Origin of the sequence: Micromonospora sp. AMSO1212t, from assembly GCF_008868145.1 — a bacterium.
Taxonomy (GTDB): domain Bacteria; phylum Actinomycetota; class Actinomycetes; order Mycobacteriales; family Micromonosporaceae; genus Micromonospora; species Micromonospora tulbaghiae.
Genome location: NZ_WBKS01000009.1, coordinates 1 through 17,581 on the forward strand (window position 1 = coordinate 1; position 17,581 = coordinate 17,581).

The window sequence follows — 17,581 nt, forward strand, 5'->3', positions numbered from 1 at the left end:
CCTGCGGTCCGGGCGGGCCCGCCGGCCCGGTCCGCTCTGTGTTCTGCGCCCCGGGGCCGGGGCGTGCGGCGGCCGTTGCGGCGACCAGACCCAGCGCGAGGATCGTCACCGCGCAGGCCAGGAGCGTGTGGCGTGCCCCGAGCAGTGCCGTCGCCGGACCGCCGAGCATCGTGCCCAGCGGCACCGCCAGCACGGTGACCGCCCCGTTGGCCGCCAGCACGCGGGGGAGGTCCACGGTGCCGGCGCGGCGCTGGAACAACGCAGTCGCGGTCGGCTGGTAGGGCGCCCAGACCAGGCCGGCGAGCGCGAACGCGGGCAGCGACAGGACGACCGGCGCGCCCAGGCCGAGCGGGAGCAGCGCGGCGCCGAACAGCGCGACGATGCCGGCGAGCGTGGTCCGCAGCGGCCATCCACGCAGGTGGCCGGTGAGCAGCCCGCCGAGCAGGGAGCCGACGCCGAACGCGGTGTAGTAGGCCGCGAGCGTCCCGGCGGAGGCGCGCAGGTCGTCGGTGACGTGCACCGGCATGGCCACGTAGAACGGTCCGAAGAGGAAGAAGAACGCGAAGGACAGCGAAAGCAGGCCGAGCAGCGACCGGTCCCGCGCGATGATCCGGAATCCCGACGTACGCGACGGTCCGGTCGTCGGGTTCCCGTGGCGGTCTCCGTCCTCGTGCTGGTCTCCGGGCTGGTGGCGGACGGCGCCTTCACGGCGGGCACCTTCGCGGCGGGCGGCGCTTCCACGGCGGGCGGCGGCTTCACGGCGGGCGGCCGGGACGACGAGGCGGTAGCTGACGGCCAGCACGGCGAAGCTGGCGGCGTCGACGGCGATCACCCACACCGCGCCCACCCAGGCGATGAGCAGGCCGGCCAGCGGCGGGCCGACGATCGTCGCGGCCTGGCCGAAGACCCCGAGCAGCGCGTTCGCGGCCAGGTGATGTCGCTGCGGCAGCAGCTCGGCCACGAGCGTGAACCGGCCGGCCGACCCCCACGGGTGCAGCAGCGAGGACACCGCGAGCAGGGCGACGTACAGGCCGACGTCCAGCACCCCGGCGAGGTGGGCGACCGGAATCGCGCCCAGGGCGGCGGCCCGCACTGTCGCGTCCCAGCCGGCGAGCTGCGCCCCGCTCCGCCCACCCAGCCACCGGCCGAGCAGCACCGTGCCGGCCGCACCCGGCAGCGTGTACGCCGCCACCGCGAACGCGGTCCAGGTGCCGCGCTGCCCGTCGGGTGCGAGTTGCAGGGCCAGCCAGGTCACCGCGACAAGGGCGAGCCCGTCACCGAGAGCGGAGGTCGCGAGCCCGGGGAGGAGCCTGCGCAGCACCGGTTGGCCGAGCACCGGGCGGTAGGGGCGGAGCATCGCGAGCGTCATGGCTCCCACCCGACCGCACGCCCGGCCCGTACCCCAAGGAAGTTGCCTGACGGCAGAAGGAGCCGCAGCTGTTCGCGGCCGAGACGCAGGCCGCGCGTTCCGGCCCTTGGAGGATGCCTGATCCCGCACCGTGGCAGGTGACCGCGCCGGTCACCTGCCACGCAACTCGATCGTCGTGGCTACCGGTAGTTGGTGAACTGGAGCGCCAGCCCGAAGTCCTCACCCTTGAGCAGGGCGATGACGGCCTGGAGGTCGTCCTTCTTCTTACCGGTGACTCGGAGCTGGTCGCCCTGGATCTGCGCCTGCACGCCCTTCGGGCCCTCGTCGCGGATCTTCTTGCTGATGGCCTTGGCCTTGTCGGAGTCGATGCCCTGCACCACCTTGGCGTCGATCTTGAAGGTCTTGCCCGACTGCCGGGGCTCGCCGGCGTCGAGCGACTTCAGCGAGATGTTCCGCTTGACCAGCTTCTCCTTGAAGACGTCCAGCGCGGCTCGGACCCGCTCCTCGGTCTCCGCCTGGAGGCTGACCGCCTCCTCGCCCGACCAGGAGATCTCCGCGCCGGTGCCGCGGAAGTCGAACCGCGTCGCGAGCTCCTTCTCCGACTGGCGGACGGCGTTGTCGACCTCCTGCCGGTCGACCTTGCTCACGATGTCGAACGACGGGTTCGATGCCATGCTCATGCTCCTGCTGTCCGGCGGTCTGTCCTGGTCCGTCCCCCGCTGACCAGCGTGGGACCTCCTGACGGTACCCGGTTGCGGCAGTGCCGGGGACAACCGCTATCCTTGCTTCCGCTGCCGCGTTGCGACGCGGTGGTGTGCCCTGGCGGGTTGCCCGAGCGGCCAATGGGAGCGGACTGTAAATCCGTCGCGAAAGCTTCAGAGGTTCGAATCCTCTACCCGCCACCAGGTGCAAGAACGGCCCCGTGAGCTGCGAAAAGCGCTCCGGGGCCATTCTCGCTCAGGCCGTGCGGTGCGCGTCGGCCCTGCCGAGATGCGCCGTTGAGCTGAGCCATGTTCGAAGCGGGCAGCCGCATGCGCGGTCAGGCGCCTCCCCCTGACGTCGTCTTCGAGGCGCTGACCGAGCCCGACCGCGATCCGGCCCGCCCGTGGCTGCGGTTGCTCGACGACGAACAGCGGCCGCAGATCCTGCGCCGCGACCGCCCGACCCTGGTCGTCTGGTCATCGCTGTGGCCGAAGCGGCCCGACGCGCAGGTGCGCTTCGATCTCGCGTCCGACGGGCATCAAGGCACCCTGCTCCGGTGGACGCTGCTGCTCGCTGAGCCGCTACCCGATCCCTCGCTGCTCGGGCACCTGCGTAAGCGGCTGAACGAGCTGATCAATGCGAATCTGCGGTACACCTTCGGCCAGTAGTCACGCCGCCGCTCCGCCGGGCCGCGTCCACCGGCGGACGGGCCGGTAGATCGATACTGGGTCGTGGATCAGGATGAGGTTCGGGTGCTGGCGACCGCCGAGTTCACCAGACGGATGCGCGCCGGCAAGCCCCGAGGCGGGTTCCGGCTCGACGACTGGCAGATCTCCGAGCCGTACGAAGCGCAGGTACGAGGACTCCGCGGAACCGAGCGCTTGCTTGTCGTCGACTTCGTCCTCCGTGTCGAGGCCCGAGCCCGGGGACATTTCAAGCTCAGCGTGGCGGTCGACCCGGGCACCGGCGAGGCGGACATGCTCAGGTAGACGTGCGCCGAAGGCAGAGGCCACCCGGTGAGCCGCTGAGCGGTTCCGGCGTGAATGAGGGAATCACCCTCTGGCGTTCATGACACAGGCAGGTATGGTGGTCAATGCCCGTGGGTCCGGTGGCGACCCGTCGGAGGATCGGCCAGGTTGAGCCGGCCCGGGCGACTCAGGGTTGGTGGTGTGGGGTTTCGTATGACTTGATCCCCTTCGTGGGTGAAGGTGGGAATCCGCAATGGACGAAGCGGCTGACGTCCCTTCACCCCCATGACCTGGCTGCGTGTCGTGGGTGGCCGGGCCGAACGGCGGAACCTGACAGCTACTCGGGCTGGGCGGGTCCTCTCCGCTTTTCTGCCCCTCAGGCTTGTGGCACGATCGGGAAACCTTCACCATCCCTGTGGCAATCTCCCGACAGGAGCAATCATGTCTGGTCGAACGCTGGGCCGGCTGCTTGGCTCGCTCCTCGTGCTCGCCGCCGTCGCAGGTGCCTTCGGCATCCTTCCCGGTACCGGTGCGGTGCAACTCGCCGACATCGTCTGGACGATGGACACCCCGCGCTGAATCATCGAGTCGTCCGCTAGCCGGCGGACGACGTCTCCGGTAGGAGGGGCATGGCAAGCCAGGGCCGACCTCGTAGGTCAACGGAACGTGCCTGGCTCGTCACCGCCCCTCTGGCGCTGCTGGCGGTGGTCTTCAGCACGTGCATCGCCCTGGTGGCGGACCACCCGTTCGGCAAGTGGCCGCTCGCCTTCGTGTTCTTCGTCGTCATGGCGGGGATCAGCTTCGCGGTGCTGAACGTCTACGTCCGGCGCCAGTCGGTGGGCGTGACGCTCACCGAGGTGCCACTGATCGTGGCGCTCTACTTCCTGCCCCCGTTGAGTGTCGTCCTGATCTACACGCTCTCGGTGCTGATCTGGAGTGCCTCGCATCGCTTCGGCGCGGCGAAGCTCTGGTTCAACGTCGCCAAGGCCGCCGCCGCCACGTCGCTGGCGAGCCTCGTACTCCTGGCACTGCCGCCGCTGAAAAATGTCGGGCCGGGCACCTGGGGCTCGCTGTTCCTCGCCGTCTGTGTGGTCACGCTGGTCAGCCTCGTGAGCGTGGTCGGGGTGCACGTGCTGCTCCAGGGCTGGCAGGCCGGGCGGGACGCGCTGCGCAGCATGCCGACGGCGCTGCTCACCGCCGGCATCAACGTGGCGATCGGCCTGCTCGTCCTGATCGCCCTGAAGACGACGTGGTGGTCGGCCCTGCTGCTCGCCGCCCTCTTCAGCGGCCTGGTCCTGGTCTACCGCTCCTACTCCCAGTTCTTCCGGCAGCACCGGACGCTGGCCGGGATGTACGAGCTCACCCGCCTTCTCGCCTCCGGCACCGAGCGGTCGCTCGCCGACATCCTGCTCGACCGGGTGCGCGCGCTGATGCAGGCCGAGTACGCGACGCTCTGGCTGCCCGCCCAGGGGCGGCATCCCGAGGTGTTGCTCACCGCCCGGGTGGACACGCCCGGCCTGCTGGACCTGGCGCCCACCCCGGCGAGCCTGCGTCAGCAGGTGCACCGGAAGGGTCGTACCCTCTCGATCGGCCGCTGGCTCGGCGGAGATCCGGCGTTGCGGCAGGCCGCGGGGGAGGAGCGGGTCAAGGACGCCATCGTGGTGCCGCTGCGTTCCGGCCAGGCCGTGATCGGCACGCTCGAGGTGACCAACCGGCTCAGCGACATCGGCCACTTCGCCCCCGGCGACATTCCCGTCTTCGAGACGGTCGCCGCGCACGCCGCGGTGGCGCTGGAGAACTCCCGCCTGGTCGACCGGCTGCGGCACGACGCCGACCACGACGCGCTCACCGGGCTGCCCAACCGGCGGCGCCTCACCTCGTCGGTGGCGGAGGCAGTCAAGATCCGAGCGCCGGGTGAGGTGGTGGCGCTGCTGCTCTTCGACGTGGACCGGCTCCGCCAGGTGAACGAGTCGCTGGGCCACGCCGCAGGAGACAAGGTGCTCATGGAGGTGGCCGAGCGGCTGCGCTCCTGCGCGCCTTCTTCCGCGCTCGTCGGCCGGGCCGGTGGTGACGAGTTCCTGGTGACGCTCCGGCTGGAGAGCACCGAGGCGGCCCTGGAGTTGGCGGCCCAGCTGCGGGAGCAGATCCGCGACGAGATGGTCTTCGACGCGCTCACCCTGGACGTGGACACGGTCGTCGGGGTGGCCGTCCACCCGGACCACGGCAGCGATGCGGTGGCGCTGCTGCAACGCGTCGACCTGGCGGCCACCGCGGCCAAGTCGGTACCGGGCAGCGTGCAGCTCTACAGCCCGGCGCTGGAGTCCCGGTCGTTGCGCCGGCTCGGTCTCGCCGGCGACCTGCAACGGGCGCTGGACGAGGGCGAACTGGAGGTCTACTTCCAGCCCAAGGTCACGCTGCGGGACCGCCGTCTGGTGGGCGTGGAGTGCCTGGCCCGGTGGGAGCATCCGGCGCACGGCAGTGTCGCCCCGGACGACTTCGTGGCGGTGGCCGAGCACACCGGCCAGCTCGGCCGGCTCACCGAGTTCGTGCTCCGGGAGAGCCTGCGGCGCAGCCGCGACTGGAGCCACGGCGAACAGCCGCTGTCCGTCGCGGTCAACCTCGCCGCGCGTACGCTCACCGACCAGCACTTCCCGGCGCTGGTACGCGATCTGCTGGCCGAGTACGGCGTACCGCCGCAGCGGCTGACGCTGGAGGTCACCGAGGCGGGTGTCCTGGACGGCACCGAACGTCCCATCCCCACCCTGCGCAGCCTGCGTGACCTCGGTGTCCGCCTTTCGGTGGACGACTTCGGCACCGGTAACTCGTCGCTGGCGCAACTGCGCCGGCTGCCGGTGCACGAGGTGAAGGTGGATCGGTCGTTCGTACAGGGCATGGCGACCGATCCGGGCGACCTGGCGATCGTGAACGCGGTGGTGATGCTCTCCCAGCAGTTCGGCCTGACCGTGGTGGCCGAGGGTGTGGAGAGCGAGCTGACGTTGGAGCTGCTCCAGGACATCGGCTGTGAGATCGGCCAGGGCTTCCTGTTCAGCCGCCCTCTGCCGTACGAGCGGCTGGAGGCCTGGTTCGGCGCCCAGGTCGACCCGGAGACGGTCGTCGCGGGGGAGCTGCCGCGCCTGCGAGTCGTGCCCTGATCAGGGCGGACACGCACCTGGGGGATCCGATTTCACCTGCGCGACGCGGTCGTGTACTGTTTCCCCTGCGCGACACCCCCCGGGGTGATCGAGCAGGCCCCCTTAGCTCAGTCGGCAGAGCGTCTCCATGGTAAGGAGAAGGTCTACGGTTCGATTCCGTAAGGGGGCTCAGAGGGTCCGGCTGGACCCGCCACGGCGGTGTAGCTCAGATGGCAGAGCAAGCGGCTCATAATCGCTGTGTCGCCGGTTCAAGTCCGGCCACCGCTACTCTCGTCCTCCGGGCAAACCCGGTGGTCGGTGGGACGGGCGCCACAGGCGCCCACTTTGCATGTCCGCGTCGTCAGCGCGTAGGCTGACGCGCTGTAGTTGTTCCGTGAGCGAGGAAGGCACTCCGCCGTGGCGAAGGCGACCGATGTTCGGCCGAAGATCACTCTGGCGTGTGTGGAGTGCAAGGAGCGCAACTACATCACGCGCAAGAACCGCCGTAACGACCCGGACCGCATCGAGCTGAAGAAGTTCTGCCCCCGGGACGGCAAGCACACCGTCCACCGCGAGACCCGCTGACCGCGACCGGCGCAGCCGGCCCGCCCCAGCTTTCTCGAACGCCGATTCGCCCTGACGGGTGGCCTCCGGGTCGCCCGACCGGGCGGATCGGCGTTCGTGTTTTCCGTGTAGGTTCGGCGGCATGTCCCTGGACCCGTCCTTCGTCGGCCGGACGTACCCGCCGACCGCCCCCTATCAGGTGGGCCGAGAAAAGATCCGCGAGTTCGCCGCCGCCGTCGGCGCGACCGACCCGGTCCACCACGATCCGGAGGCGGCCCGGTCGCTCGGCCACTCCGACGTGGTGGCGCCGCCGACGTTCCCGGTGGTCGTCACGATGGCGGCGAGCCGGCAGATCGTCGAGGATCCGGCGCTCGGCGTCGACTACAGCCGCGTGGTGCACGGCGACCAGCGGTTCGCGTACACCCGGCCGGTGGTGGCCGGGGACGAGCTGGTGTGCGTGAGCACCATCGAGGAGGTCACCAGCCGGGGCGGCCACGGTTTTCTGACCACCCGCACGGATGTGAGCACCGTGGACGGTGAGCCGGTGGTCGCCGTCTGGTCCAAGATCGTCGTACGCGGGGAGGCCTGAGGACATGGAACTGCCCACCCAGACGTACCGGGTGACCCGCGCGGACCTGGTCCGCTACGCGGGCGCCTCGGGCGACTTCAACCCGATCCACTGGAGCGACCGCACCGCCACCGGCGTCGGGCTGCCGGGCGTCATCGCCCACGGCATGTTCACCATGGCCCTGGTCGGCCGGGCGGTGGCCGGCTGGGCCGGCGCGCCGGACGCGGTGGTCGACTTCGGCGTCCGGTTCACCCGCCCGGTGGTCGTCCCGGACACCGACGAGGGCACCGAGATCGAGGTGTCCGCGGTGGTCAAGGAGGTCACCGAAGAGGGCCTGACCAGGCTGGACATCACCGCCACCTGCCAGGGTGAGAAGGTGCTGTCGCAGGCCCGGGCACTTATCCGCGCGACGCGCTGAGGGCCCGCCCGACGCGCGAGGGGCAGACCGGTTGGGAAAGTCGCACGACTACCCGTACACTGGTCCGCCGTGGGGCAAGTGACCCCCGCTCGGCACAGCATGTCCGGGCGGAGGTGAGTTGTCGCACAGGGGTGTAGCTCAATTGGCAGAGCAGCGGTCTCCAAAACCGCAGGCTGCAGGTTCAAGTCCTGTCACCCCTGCGCCTCAGGCCTGACCGTTCCGTGGGTCGCGCCGCCCTCACCGGTGGCGTCCGGCCCGTGGTGGTGGCACCGGTGGGGTGGTTCCGAGGCGTTCGGGCCCTCCCGGCCGGTCCGCCGGCCGCGGCCCGTCGCGGGACGGTTGGTCCGGCCGGCGTGACCAACACGCCGCGTACGCCGTCCGGCGTGCGACCCCATATCCCGCACGGAGGGCGAAGTGGCCGAGAGCAAGCGCCGCGGCGAGGACGACGGCGACGAGCGTCTGAACGACGACGCGACCGTCGACGACGTGGCCGACGACGACGCCACCGACGCGGACGAACCGGTCGCCCGGGGTGGCACCGCGACCCGCAAGCGGGCGCAGGCCGAGCCGGCCGAGGGCCGGAAGACCCGCAAGGACACCGAGCGGATCGGGCTGTTCGCCCGCATCGCGCGGTTCTTCCGCGAGGTCGTGGCCGAGCTGCGTAAGGTCATCTGGCCGACCCGCAAGGAGCTGCTGACCTACACGGCCGTGGTGGTCACCTTCGTGGCGGTGATGCTGGCGATCGTGGCCGGCCTGGACTACGGCTTCGCCAAGGCGGTGCTGTGGGTCTTCGGCGAGTCCAGCTGACCTGCGGACAGCGATACTGACGGAAGTGAGCGAGCGTGCCTGAGTACGACGAGACCGCCGGAACCCCGGACGAGCAGTCCGCGGTGGCGACGGCGGCCAACAACGAGTCGGTCGAGGCCGCCAGCGAGCCGGAGTTCCCGACCACCGAGCCGGCCCCGGACGAGGACTTCGACCCGGTCGCCGAGCTGCGCCAGAAGCTGCGCTACGCGCCCGGCGACTGGTACGTGGTGCACTCGTACGCCGGCTACGAGAACAAGGTCAAGACCAACCTCGAGACCCGGATCACCTCCCTCGACATGGAGGACTTCATCTACCAGGTCGAGGTGCCGACCCGGGAAGAGGTCGAGGTCAAGAACGGCAAGCGGTCGCAGGTGCAGGCGAAGGTCTTCCCGGGTTACATCCTGGTCCGGATGGAGCTGACCGCCGAGTCCTACTCCTGCGTCCGGAACACCCCGGGGGTCACCGGCTTCGTCGGCGCGACCGACCGGGCCGACCGGCCGGCGCCGCTGAGCCTCGACGAGGTGCTCAAGTGGCTGGCCCCGGCGGTCGAGACCGAGCAGAAGAAGGCCAAGCCCGAGGTCCGGGTCCTCGACTTCGAGGTCGGCGACTCGGTCACCGTCACCGACGGCGCGTTCGCGTCGCTGCCGGCGACGATCAGCGAGATCAATGCCGATCAGCAGAAGCTCAAGGTGCTGGTGTCGATCTTCGGCCGGGAGACGCCGGTCGAGCTGAACTTCAACCAGGTCGCCAAGATCTGACGTACGTCGGCACCGGCGGCCCGCCCCTCCGGGGGTGGCCGCCGGTGCGCCGTTTCGCCACCCGCCGACCTCGGCGCGGAGGGTGGCCGACGGCTGCGCTACCCTAGAACGTCGGCTGTCCGCACCGTGCTGACCGTGCGCGCCCGCGGACCGGCGAGAATCCCAGTTCCAAGCCCCAGGAAGAGACATGCCTCCGAAGAAGAAGCTCGTCAAGACGTTCACGCTTCAGCTGCCGGCGGGCCAGGCCACTCCGGCGCCGCCGGTCGGCCCCGCGCTCGGCCAGCACGGCGTGAACATCATGGAGTTCTGCAAGTCCTACAACGCGCAGACCGAGTCCCAGCGGGGCGACATCGTCCCCGCCGAGATCAGCGTCTACGAGGACCGCACGTTCACCTTCGTGCTGAAGACCCCGCCCGCCGCCCGGCTGCTGATCAAGGCCGCCGGCGTGCAGAAGGGCTCGGGCGTCCCGCACAAGGAGAAGGTCGGCTCGGTCACCCGCGCCCAGCTGCGTGAGATCGCCGAGAAGAAGATGGCGGACCTCAACGCCAACGACATCGACCAGGCCGAGAAGATCATCGCCGGCACCGCCCGGTCGATGGGCCTGACCGTCGCCGACTGACCTCGGTACCCGCTCCACCCGATCTGTTCGTGGGAGGGCCGCGAGTGACGCGCGCCCGCCAGAGACCACAGGAGTCACCAGAAATGCAGCGCAGCAAGAGCTACCGCAAGGCCGCGGACGTCATCGACCGGTCGAAGCTCTACACCCCGGTCGAGGCCGTCAAGCTGGCCAAGGACACCACCAACACCAAGTTCGACGCCACGGTCGAGGTCGCGATGCGCCTCGGCGTCGACCCCCGCAAGGCGGACCAGATGGTCCGCGGCACGGTCAACCTGCCGCACGGCACCGGTAAGACCGCCCGCGTGATCGTCTTCGCCGCCGGCGCGAAGGCCGAGGAGGCCGTCGCCGCGGGTGCGGACGAGGTGGGCACCGACGAGCTGGTCGCCCGCATCCAGGGCGGTTGGCTGGACTTCGACGCGGCGATCGCCACGCCCGACCAGATGGCCAAGATCGGCCGGATCGCGCGGATCCTGGGCCCGCGCGGTCTCATGCCGAACCCGAAGACCGGCACCGTGACCATGGACGTCACCAAGGCCGTCTCGGACATCAAGGGCGGGAAGATCACCTTCCGGGTGGACAAGCACTCGAACCTGCACCTGATCATCGGCAAGGCCTCCTTCTCGGAGACCCAGCTGGTGGACAACTACGCCGCGGTGCTGGACGAGGTGCTGCGGGCCAAGCCGTCCGCGGCCAAGGGCACGTACCTCAGGAAGGTCACCCTCACCACCACCATGGGCCCGGGCGTTCCGGTCGACCCGAAGGTCGTGAAGAACTTCCAGGAGGGCTCGGCCGAGGGCTGAGCACGCGTACTCCCGAACGGGGCCCCGCCACCACGTGGTGGCGGGGCCCCGTTCGTCCGTCCGGTGTGGCACTCTCGGGCGCATGCGGCTCGACGGCGTCTGGCTCCGCTACCACAGGCAGGGCCCGTGGGTGCTGCGGCAGGTCGACGTCGCGATCGGTCCCGCCGAGGTCGCGGTCGTGCTCGGCCGCAACGGCGCCGGCAAGTCCACTCTGCTCCAGCTCGCCGCCGGCGTGCTGCGCCCGAGCCGGGGCCGGGTGGCCGACCGGCCGCCGGTCGTCGGCTGGGTGCCGGAGCGCTTCCCCGCCGACCAGCCGTTCACCGTCGGGGCCTACCTGTCCGCCATGGGCCGCGTCGCCGGCCTGTCCGGGCCCGCCGCCGAACGGGCGGTGCGCCACTGGGTGGAGCGGCTGGGCCTGACCCGCTTCCACGACGTCCGCCTGCCGCGCTTGTCCAAGGGCACCGCGCAGAAGGTCGGCCTGGCCCAGGCGCTGCTGCGCCCGCCCGGCCTGCTGGTGCTCGACGAGCCGTGGGAGGGGCTGGACGCCACCGCCCGCGAGTCCGTCCCCGAGATCATCGGCGAGGTGCTGGCCGGCGGTGGCACGGTGCTGGTCAGCGACCACCGGGGCGAGACGGTCCGGCTCCCGGGCGCCCGGCACCTGTCGGTCACCGACGGCACGGTGACCGAGGAGGCGACGTCCGGCGGCGCGGCCGTCGCCGTGGTCGAGCTGGCGGTGCCGGCCGCCGGGCTGGCCGCCGCCGTCGCCCGCCTGCGCGCCGACGGCCACCAGATCCTTCGGGTACGCGAACACGCCGTCCCGCCGCCCGCCACGCCCCCGGCGTCGGAGGCGGCCCGGTGATCGCGCTGGCCCGCCTGCGGCTGACCGGCTTCCTGCGTACCGGACGGGCGCTGGCGCCGCTGCTGGCCGGCCTGCTCGTCCTCGGCGTCCTCTACGGCGGCGGCCGGGCCCGGCCGGCGGAGGCCTACGGCGTCTCCGCCGTGGTGCTGTTCCCGGTGCTGGCCTGGCAGACCAAGATCCTGCTGGACGTGGAACCCGACGTTCAGCGCCGGTTGGCCCGGGTGGTGGTCGGGCCGGCCCGGGAACGGGCGGCCGGGTTGCTCGCGGCGCTGGTGGCCGGGCTCGCCGTGGTGGTCGTCGCGCTGGTGCTGCCGTGGCCGCTCGGCGGGGTCACCGCGACCGTGGGGCCGGGGGAGCGGCCGGTGCTGGTCGGGGTGGCGCTCGGGCTCTGGGCCCACCTGCTCGCCCTGCCCGCGGCGGTGGCGCTGGGCGCGCTGGCGAGCCGGGCCGTGACCCGCAGTGCCGGCTACGGGGTGGCCGTTCTGGTCACCGGCGCGGTCGGGATCGTGGTGCTCGGGCTCTCCGGCTCGGTCGCGCCGTGGGTGGTCCCGCCGGTCATGGCGACGGCGCGGGCGGTCACCGGGCCGGTCGCGGCCGGGGCCGGTCTGCTGCTCACCGGCTGGGCGGTGGCGTGGGCGGCGGTGGCGCTGACCGGCTACGCCTGGGCGCGGCGCACCCGGGCGTGAGCCCTGGTGACCGGGGGCACAACCGGCGATTTGGTGCTGCGGCGCACGTCGCGTAACCTGGTGCGGTAGTTCCACCCAGAGACCGCTGGTCACCGTGCTCCGGCACGGTCGAAGGTTCCGCGACGACGGGCGACCCGCGCAGGGCGGTAAGCGAAACTCGGTGTCACGCACGGTCCGCCGACTGTGCCCGTGTCCCCGGCCCTCGCCCCGTGCGCCCTGCGCCGGGGCTTTTTCGTTGTCGTGATGCCTCCGCCGCCGTCGTCGAGCCTCGGCTCGCCGCCGGCGTACCAGCTCCGAGCAACGAGAGAGGAGGGACATGGCGGACAAGCCGATCCGGGCCGACAAGGCCACGGCCGTCGCCGAGCTGACCGAGAGCTTCCGCACCGCGGGAGCGACCGTGCTGACCGAGTACCGCGGGCTCACGGTTTCGCAGCTCACCCAGCTGCGGCGCTCGCTCGGCAAGGAGACCAGCTACACGGTCGCGAAGAACACGCTGGCCAAGCGTGCCGCGGCCGATGCGGGCATCTCCGGCCTCGACGAGCTGTTCTCCGGTCCTACCGCGCTGACTTTCGTTTCGGGCGACGTCGTCGAGGCGGCGAAGGGGCTTCGCGACTTCGCGAAGGCCAACCCGAAGCTCGTCATCAAGGGCGGTGTCTTCGAGGGCAAGGCCATTTCCGCGGCCGAGGTCACGAAGCTCGCCGACCTGGAGTCCCGCGAGGTGCTGCTGGCCAAGCTGGCCGGCGCCATGAAGGGCAACCTGAGCAAGGCCGCGGCCCTGTTCCAGGCTCCGCTCGCCAAGACCGCGCGTCTGGCGGCCGCCCTGCAGGACAAGCGCGAGAAGGAGGGCGCCGAGGCGGCCTGAGGCCACCCGGCGCACCCACGTTCTTAGTTTTCACTTGAGAAAGGACGCCAGACATGGCGAAGCTCAGCACTGACGAGCTGCTCGACGCGTTCAAGGAGATGACGCTGATCGAGCTCTCCGAGTTCGTGAAGCAGTTCGAGGAGACCTTCGAGGTCACCGCGGCCGCTCCGGTCGCCGTCGCCGGCGCTGCCGGTCCGGGTGCCCCGGCCGCCGAGGCCGAGCCGGAGAAGGACGAGTTCGACGTCATCCTCGACGCCGACGGTGGCAAGAAGATCCAGGTCATCAAGGTCGTGCGCGAGCTGACCGGCCTGGGCCTCAAGGAGGCCAAGGACCTGGTCGAGGCCGCTCCGAAGGCCATCCTGGAGAAGGCCAACAAGGAGACCGCCGAGAAGGCCAAGGCCAAGCTCGAGGGCGAGGGCGCCAAGGTCACCCTCAAGTGACCTTGCGGTTGACCTGACGCGCGTCCGGCTCACGTGAGCCGGGGCACACCGCGTCGCGGCGGGCGGTGATCCGGGGGACCGGGTCGCCGCCCGCCGCGTTGGTGCCACCCGTCGGCGAACGGCGTGAGCAGGGCGTACAGCGTCCTCTCATCGGCCGGTCAGCGACGTCTGTCGGTAGCCCGTCGGTGGGAAAGACACCCCGAGCGGTAACCGGCCCTTGACGCGGCACGGGCCTGCCAGGCACGCTGAACATCAGCAAGACCTTCCGCGCTTGCAACGGCCGACTCTCGGGTAAGGGCAACGGCAGCACCGTCGCCACGGCGCCCGAGCGGACCGGCAGGAGCGTCGCGTTCCGAGCGGCCCGGTCGACCCGGTTTTCCGAGGTCCCAGGGCTTGTTCCGCGACGACCTGCGGGGTGGGCTGGACAGCGGTTAGCCTCTCGGCTACACTGCTAGTTTGCGCTGCCTTCCGACTTGACCCCTGCTCGGAAATGTCCGATTGTGGATATTTCTGGTGGGGTCATTGGAGTGCACGCGTACCAGCCGTTCTGCAGCACCGGTCCTCGGAAGGACGCATCTTGGCAGCTTCCCGCCCTGCGAAGACCAGTCGTACGTCGAGCGCATTCGCGCCCCGCCGAGTTTCTTTCGGTCGGATCACCGAACACCTCGAGGTCCCCAACCTCCTCGCCATCCAGAACGAGTCCTTCGACTGGCTCGTCGGCAACGAGGCTTGGCAGGGCCGGTCGGCGGACGACCCGCACGCACGCTCGGGTCTCGCGGAGATCCTCGACGAGATCAGTCCCATTGAGGACTTCTCCGGCACCATGTCGCTCTCCTTCTCGGCTCCGCGCTTCGACGAGGTCAAGGCCTCGATCGAGGAGTGCAAGGAGAAGGACCTGACCTACTGCGCGCCGCTGTTCGTGACCGCGGAGTTCACCAACAACACCACTGGCGAGATCAAGAGCCAGACGGTGTTCATGGGTGACTTCCCGATGATGACGCCGAAGGGCACCTTCATCATCAACGGCACCGAGCGCGTCGTGGTCAGCCAGCTCGTCCGCTCGCCGGGCGTCTACTTCGACAAGCAGCCGGACAAGACCTCCGACCGCGACCTCTCCAGCGTCAAGGTCATCCCGAGCCGGGGTGCCTGGCTGGAGTTCGACATCGACAAGCGCGACACGGTCGGCGTTCGCATCGACCGCAAGCGCCGGCAGGCCGTCACCGTCCTGCTCAAGGCCATCGGGTGGTCCGCGGAGCGCATCCGCGAGAAGTTCGGCTGGTCCGAGCTGATGATGACCACGCTCGAGAAGGACCACATCGCCGGGCAGGACGAGGCCCTGCTCGACATCTACCGGAAGCTCCGCCCTGGCGAGCCGCCGACCCGTGAGAACGCCCAGACCCTGCTCGACAACCTCTTCTTCAACCCGAAGCGGTACGACGTCGCCAAGGTCGGGCGTTACAAGTTCAACAAGAAGCTCGAGGTTGACGTACCGATCACCACCGGCACGCTGACCGAGGACGACATCGTCGCCACCGTGGAGTACCTCTGCCGGCTGCACGCCGGTGAGGAGGGCTACGAGGCCGACGACATCGACCACTTCGGCAACCGTCGCCTGCGTACCGTGGGCGAGCTGATCCAGAACCAGGTCCGGGTGGGTCTCTCCCGGATGGAGCGGGTCGTCCGCGAGCGGATGACCACCCAGGACGTCGAGGCGATCACGCCGCAGACCCTGATCAACATCCGCCCGGTGGTGGCGGCGATCAAGGAGTTCTTCGGCACGTCGCAGCTGTCCCAGTTCATGGACCAGACCAACCCGCTGGCGGGCCTGACCCACCGGCGCCGGCTGAGCGCGCTCGGCCCGGGCGGTCTGTCCCGCGAGCGGGCCGGCTTCGAGGTCCGGGACGTGCACCCGTCCCACTACGGCCGGATGTGCCCGATCGAGACGCCGGAAGGCCCGAACATCGGCCTGATCGGCGCGCTGTCCACGTTCGCCCGGGTCAACCCGTTCGGCTTCATCGAGACGCCGTACCGGAAGGTCATCGACGGCCGGGTCACCGACCAGATCGACTACCTGACCGCGGACGAGGAGGACCGGTTCGTCAAGGCGCAGGCCAACGCCCCGCTGAAGTCGGACGGCACCTTCGCCGAGGACCGCGTCCTGGTCCGCCGTAAGGGCGGCGAGACCGAGGACGTCGCGCCGGGCGCCGTGGACTACATGGACGTGTCGCCGCGGCAGATGACCTCGGTCGCCACCGCGATGATCCCGTTCCTGGAGCACGACGACGCGAACCGCGCGCTCATGGGCGCGAACATGCAGCGTCAGGCGGTGCCGCTGGTCAAGGCCGAGGCCCCGCTGGTCGGTACGGGCATGGAGTACCGCGCGGCCGTGGACGCCGGCGACGTGGTCGTGGCCGAGGTCGGCGGTGTGGTCGAGGACCTCTGCGCGGACTACATCACGGTCCACCAGGACGACGGCCACCGCCGGACGTACCTGCTGCACAAGTTCCGCCGCTCCAACGCCGGCTCCTGCGTCAACCAGAAGCCGGTCGTCTTCGAGGGTGACCGCGTCGAGGCCGGCCAGGTCATCGCCGACGGTCCGTGCACCGACGAGGGCGAGATGGCGCTCGGACGCAACCTGCTGGTGGCGTTCATGTGCTGGGAGGGCCACAACTACGAGGACGCGATCATCCTGTCGCAGCGCCTCGTGCAGCAGGACGTGCTCACCTCGATCCACATCGAGGAGCACGAGGTCGACGCCCGGGACACCAAGCTGGGCCCGGAGGAGATCACCCGCGACATCCCGAACGTCAGCGAGGAGATGCTCGCCGACCTCGACGAGCGCGGCATCATCCGGATCGGCGCCGAGGTCGTCCCCGGCGACATCCTGGTCGGCAAGGTCACGCCGAAGGGCGAGACCGAGCTGACCCCCGAGGAGCGGCTGCTCCGCGCGATCTTCGGCGAGAAGGCGCGCGAGGTCCGGGACACCTCGCTGAAGGTGCCGCACGGCGAGACCGGCACGGTCATCGGTGTGCGTACCTTCTCCCGCGAGGACGGCGACGAGCTGCCCCCGGGCGTCAACGAGCTGGTGCGGGTCTACGTGGCCCAGAAGCGCAAGATCCAGGACGGTGACAAGCTCGCGGGCCGCCACGGCAACAAGGGCGTCATCTCCAAGATCCTGCCGATCGAGGACATGCCGTTCCTGGAGGACGGCACCCCGGTCGACATCGTGCTGAACCCGCTCGGTGTGCCGTCCCGGATGAACATCGGCCAGGTCCTGGAGACCCACCTCGGGTGGGTGGCCAAGACCGGCTGGAGCGTGGACGGCGACGACGAGGAGTGGAAGCGTCAGCTCCGCTCGATCGAGGCGCACGAGTCCGAGCCGGACACCAACGTGGCCACCCCGGTCTTCGACGGTGCCCGCGAGGAGGAGATCTCCGGTCTGCTCGCGTCGACCCTGCCCAACCGGGACGGCAAGCAGCTGATCGGGCGCACGGGTAAGGCGCAACTGTTCGACGGTCGCTCCGGTGAGCCGCTGCCGGACCCGATCGCGGTCGGCTACGTCTACATCCTGAAGCTCAACCACCTGGTCGACGACAAGATCCACGCCCGTTCGACCGGTCCGTACTCGATGATCACCCAGCAGCCGCTGGGTGGTAAGGCACAGTTCGGTGGCCAGCGCTTCGGTGAGATGGAGTGCTGGGCCATGCAGGCGTACGGCGCCGCCTACGCCCTGCAGGAGCTGCTGACCATCAAGTCCGACGACGTCCTGGGCCGGGTCAAGGTCTACGAGGCGATCGTCAAGGGCGAGAACATCCCCGAGCCGGGCATCCCGGAGTCGTTCAAGGTGCTGCTCAAGGAGCTGCAGTCGCTGTGCCTCAACGTCGAGGTGCTCTCCAGCGACGGTGTGGCCCTGGAGATGCGCGAGACCGACGACGAGGTGTTCCGGGCGGCGGAGGAGCTGGGCATCGACCTGTCCCGGCGCGAGCCGAGCTCGGTCGAAGAGGTCTGAGGTGGTGATCCGGGGCAGGGT

At 70.3% G+C, this 17,581-nt stretch carries 18 protein-coding genes and 4 tRNA genes; 20 read left to right on the forward strand and 2 right to left on the reverse strand.

The window, feature by feature from the left end; genetic code table 11:
• Both F8279_RS04220 and F8279_RS04225 read right to left on the reverse strand, forming a co-directional pair.
• Positions 1-1,369 (reverse strand): MFS transporter (locus tag F8279_RS04220; protein WP_151499158.1); only part of this gene is annotated, 1,369 nt, incomplete at its 3' end.
• Positions 1,370-1,548: 179 nt separating this feature from the next.
• Complete coding sequence (locus tag F8279_RS04225; RefSeq protein ID WP_151499159.1) at positions 1,549-2,043, reverse strand: YajQ family cyclic di-GMP-binding protein; 495 nt, start codon at positions 2,041-2,043, stop codon at positions 1,549-1,551.
• A 147-nt stretch (positions 2,044-2,190) separates the two neighbouring features.
• Between F8279_RS04225 and F8279_RS04230 the strand changes: the two genes are divergently transcribed.
• The 20 genes from F8279_RS04230 (at position 2,191) to F8279_RS04320 (ending at position 17,560) form a co-directional block, all read left to right on the forward strand.
• Positions 2,191-2,274 (forward strand) — tRNA-Tyr (locus tag F8279_RS04230).
• 105 nt (positions 2,275-2,379) lie between these two features.
• Positions 2,380-2,739, forward strand: coding sequence for a hypothetical protein (locus F8279_RS04235; protein ID WP_151499160.1), 360 nt, complete (start codon positions 2,380-2,382; stop codon positions 2,737-2,739).
• Between the two features lie 63 nt (positions 2,740-2,802).
• The gene (locus F8279_RS04240) at positions 2,803-3,060 is read left to right on the forward strand and encodes a hypothetical protein (RefSeq protein WP_225853129.1); all 258 of its coding nucleotides are present in this window, start codon (positions 2,803-2,805) and stop codon (positions 3,058-3,060) included.
• Positions 3,061-3,480: 420 nt separating this feature from the next.
• Positions 3,481-3,618 (forward strand): hypothetical protein, encoded by a 138-nt coding sequence (locus F8279_RS30185; protein ID WP_175438858.1) that lies wholly within the window; start codon positions 3,481-3,483, stop codon positions 3,616-3,618.
• 50 nt (positions 3,619-3,668) lie between these two features.
• Positions 3,669-6,191: a bifunctional diguanylate cyclase/phosphodiesterase gene (locus tag F8279_RS04245; RefSeq protein WP_091426436.1), complete on the forward strand. Its 2,523-nt coding sequence runs from the start codon at positions 3,669-3,671 to the stop codon at positions 6,189-6,191.
• Between the two features lie 96 nt (positions 6,192-6,287).
• Positions 6,288-6,360 (forward strand) — tRNA-Thr (locus F8279_RS04250).
• 25 nt (positions 6,361-6,385) lie between these two features.
• Positions 6,386-6,458: transfer RNA gene (locus tag F8279_RS04255), tRNA-Met, on the forward strand.
• A 129-nt stretch (positions 6,459-6,587) separates the two neighbouring features.
• Entirely contained in the window at positions 6,588-6,755 is a 168-nt protein-coding gene (gene rpmG, locus F8279_RS04260) for a 50S ribosomal protein L33 (RefSeq protein ID WP_013288652.1), read from the forward strand.
• Between the two features lie 121 nt (positions 6,756-6,876).
• Positions 6,877-7,323: a MaoC family dehydratase N-terminal domain-containing protein gene (locus F8279_RS04265; RefSeq protein WP_091426434.1), complete on the forward strand. Its 447-nt coding sequence runs from the start codon at positions 6,877-6,879 to the stop codon at positions 7,321-7,323.
• 4 nt (positions 7,324-7,327) lie between these two features.
• Positions 7,328-7,720 carry a MaoC family dehydratase gene (locus F8279_RS04270; protein ID WP_091426432.1) on the forward strand — a complete coding sequence of 131 codons (393 nt, stop codon included), beginning with the start codon at positions 7,328-7,330 and terminating at the stop codon, positions 7,718-7,720.
• 127 nt (positions 7,721-7,847) lie between these two features.
• Positions 7,848-7,920: transfer RNA gene (locus F8279_RS04275), tRNA-Trp, on the forward strand.
• Between the two features lie 214 nt (positions 7,921-8,134).
• Positions 8,135-8,527: a preprotein translocase subunit SecE gene (gene secE, locus F8279_RS04280; RefSeq protein ID WP_013288649.1), complete on the forward strand. Its 393-nt coding sequence runs from the start codon at positions 8,135-8,137 to the stop codon at positions 8,525-8,527.
• A gap of 35 nt (positions 8,528-8,562) precedes the next feature.
• A complete protein-coding gene (gene nusG / locus F8279_RS04285; protein WP_091426429.1) occupies positions 8,563-9,285 on the forward strand; it encodes a transcription termination/antitermination protein NusG in 723 nt (240 codons plus the stop codon).
• A 187-nt stretch (positions 9,286-9,472) separates the two neighbouring features.
• On the forward strand, positions 9,473-9,904 hold the full coding sequence (gene rplK, locus F8279_RS04290; RefSeq protein ID WP_013288647.1) for a 50S ribosomal protein L11: 432 nt from the start codon (positions 9,473-9,475) through the stop codon (positions 9,902-9,904).
• 83 nt (positions 9,905-9,987) lie between these two features.
• On the forward strand, positions 9,988-10,704 hold the full coding sequence (rplA, locus tag F8279_RS04295) for a 50S ribosomal protein L1 (protein ID WP_091426427.1): 717 nt from the start codon (positions 9,988-9,990) through the stop codon (positions 10,702-10,704).
• An 82-nt stretch (positions 10,705-10,786) separates the two neighbouring features.
• On the forward strand, positions 10,787-11,563 hold the full coding sequence (locus F8279_RS04300) for an ATP-binding cassette domain-containing protein (protein WP_151499162.1): 777 nt from the start codon (positions 10,787-10,789) through the stop codon (positions 11,561-11,563).
• Entirely contained in the window at positions 11,560-12,249 is a 690-nt protein-coding gene (locus F8279_RS04305) for a hypothetical protein (RefSeq protein ID WP_151499163.1), read from the forward strand. The genes F8279_RS04300 and F8279_RS04305 overlap by 4 nt, the downstream gene beginning before the upstream one ends.
• Positions 12,250-12,565: 316 nt before the next feature.
• Positions 12,566-13,111, forward strand: coding sequence for a 50S ribosomal protein L10 (gene rplJ, locus F8279_RS04310; protein ID WP_091426421.1), 546 nt, complete (start codon positions 12,566-12,568; stop codon positions 13,109-13,111).
• Between the two features lie 53 nt (positions 13,112-13,164).
• A complete protein-coding gene (gene rplL, locus F8279_RS04315; RefSeq protein WP_091426420.1) occupies positions 13,165-13,551 on the forward strand; it encodes a 50S ribosomal protein L7/L12 in 387 nt (128 codons plus the stop codon).
• 577 nt (positions 13,552-14,128) lie between these two features.
• A complete protein-coding gene (locus tag F8279_RS04320; RefSeq protein ID WP_091426417.1) occupies positions 14,129-17,560 on the forward strand; it encodes a DNA-directed RNA polymerase subunit beta in 3,432 nt (1,143 codons plus the stop codon).
• The last annotated feature ends 21 nt before the right edge of the window (positions 17,561-17,581 follow it).

Excerpts from the sequence above, each read along its gene's own strand:
- rplK (WP_013288647.1), top strand. The coding sequence starts at position 9,473 with ATGCCTCCGAAGAAGAAGCTCGTCAAGACGTTCACGCTTCAGCTGCCG.
- F8279_RS30185 (WP_175438858.1), top strand. The coding sequence starts at position 3,481 with ATGTCTGGTCGAACGCTGGGCCGGCTGCTTGGCTCGCTCCTCGTGCTC.
- F8279_RS04225 (WP_151499159.1), bottom strand. The coding sequence starts at position 2,043 with ATGGCATCGAACCCGTCGTTCGACATCGTGAGCAAGGTCGACCGGCAG.
- F8279_RS04265 (WP_091426434.1), top strand. The coding sequence starts at position 6,877 with ATGTCCCTGGACCCGTCCTTCGTCGGCCGGACGTACCCGCCGACCGCC.
- rplL (WP_091426420.1), top strand. The coding sequence starts at position 13,165 with ATGGCGAAGCTCAGCACTGACGAGCTGCTCGACGCGTTCAAGGAGATG.
- F8279_RS04270 (WP_091426432.1), top strand. The coding sequence starts at position 7,328 with ATGGAACTGCCCACCCAGACGTACCGGGTGACCCGCGCGGACCTGGTC.
- rplJ (WP_091426421.1), top strand. The coding sequence starts at position 12,566 with ATGGCGGACAAGCCGATCCGGGCCGACAAGGCCACGGCCGTCGCCGAG.
- F8279_RS04235 (WP_151499160.1), top strand. The coding sequence starts at position 2,380 with ATGTTCGAAGCGGGCAGCCGCATGCGCGGTCAGGCGCCTCCCCCTGAC.
- F8279_RS04245 (WP_091426436.1), top strand. The coding sequence starts at position 3,669 with ATGGCAAGCCAGGGCCGACCTCGTAGGTCAACGGAACGTGCCTGGCTC.
- F8279_RS04300 (WP_151499162.1), top strand. The coding sequence starts at position 10,787 with ATGCGGCTCGACGGCGTCTGGCTCCGCTACCACAGGCAGGGCCCGTGG.
- rplA (WP_091426427.1), top strand. The coding sequence starts at position 9,988 with ATGCAGCGCAGCAAGAGCTACCGCAAGGCCGCGGACGTCATCGACCGG.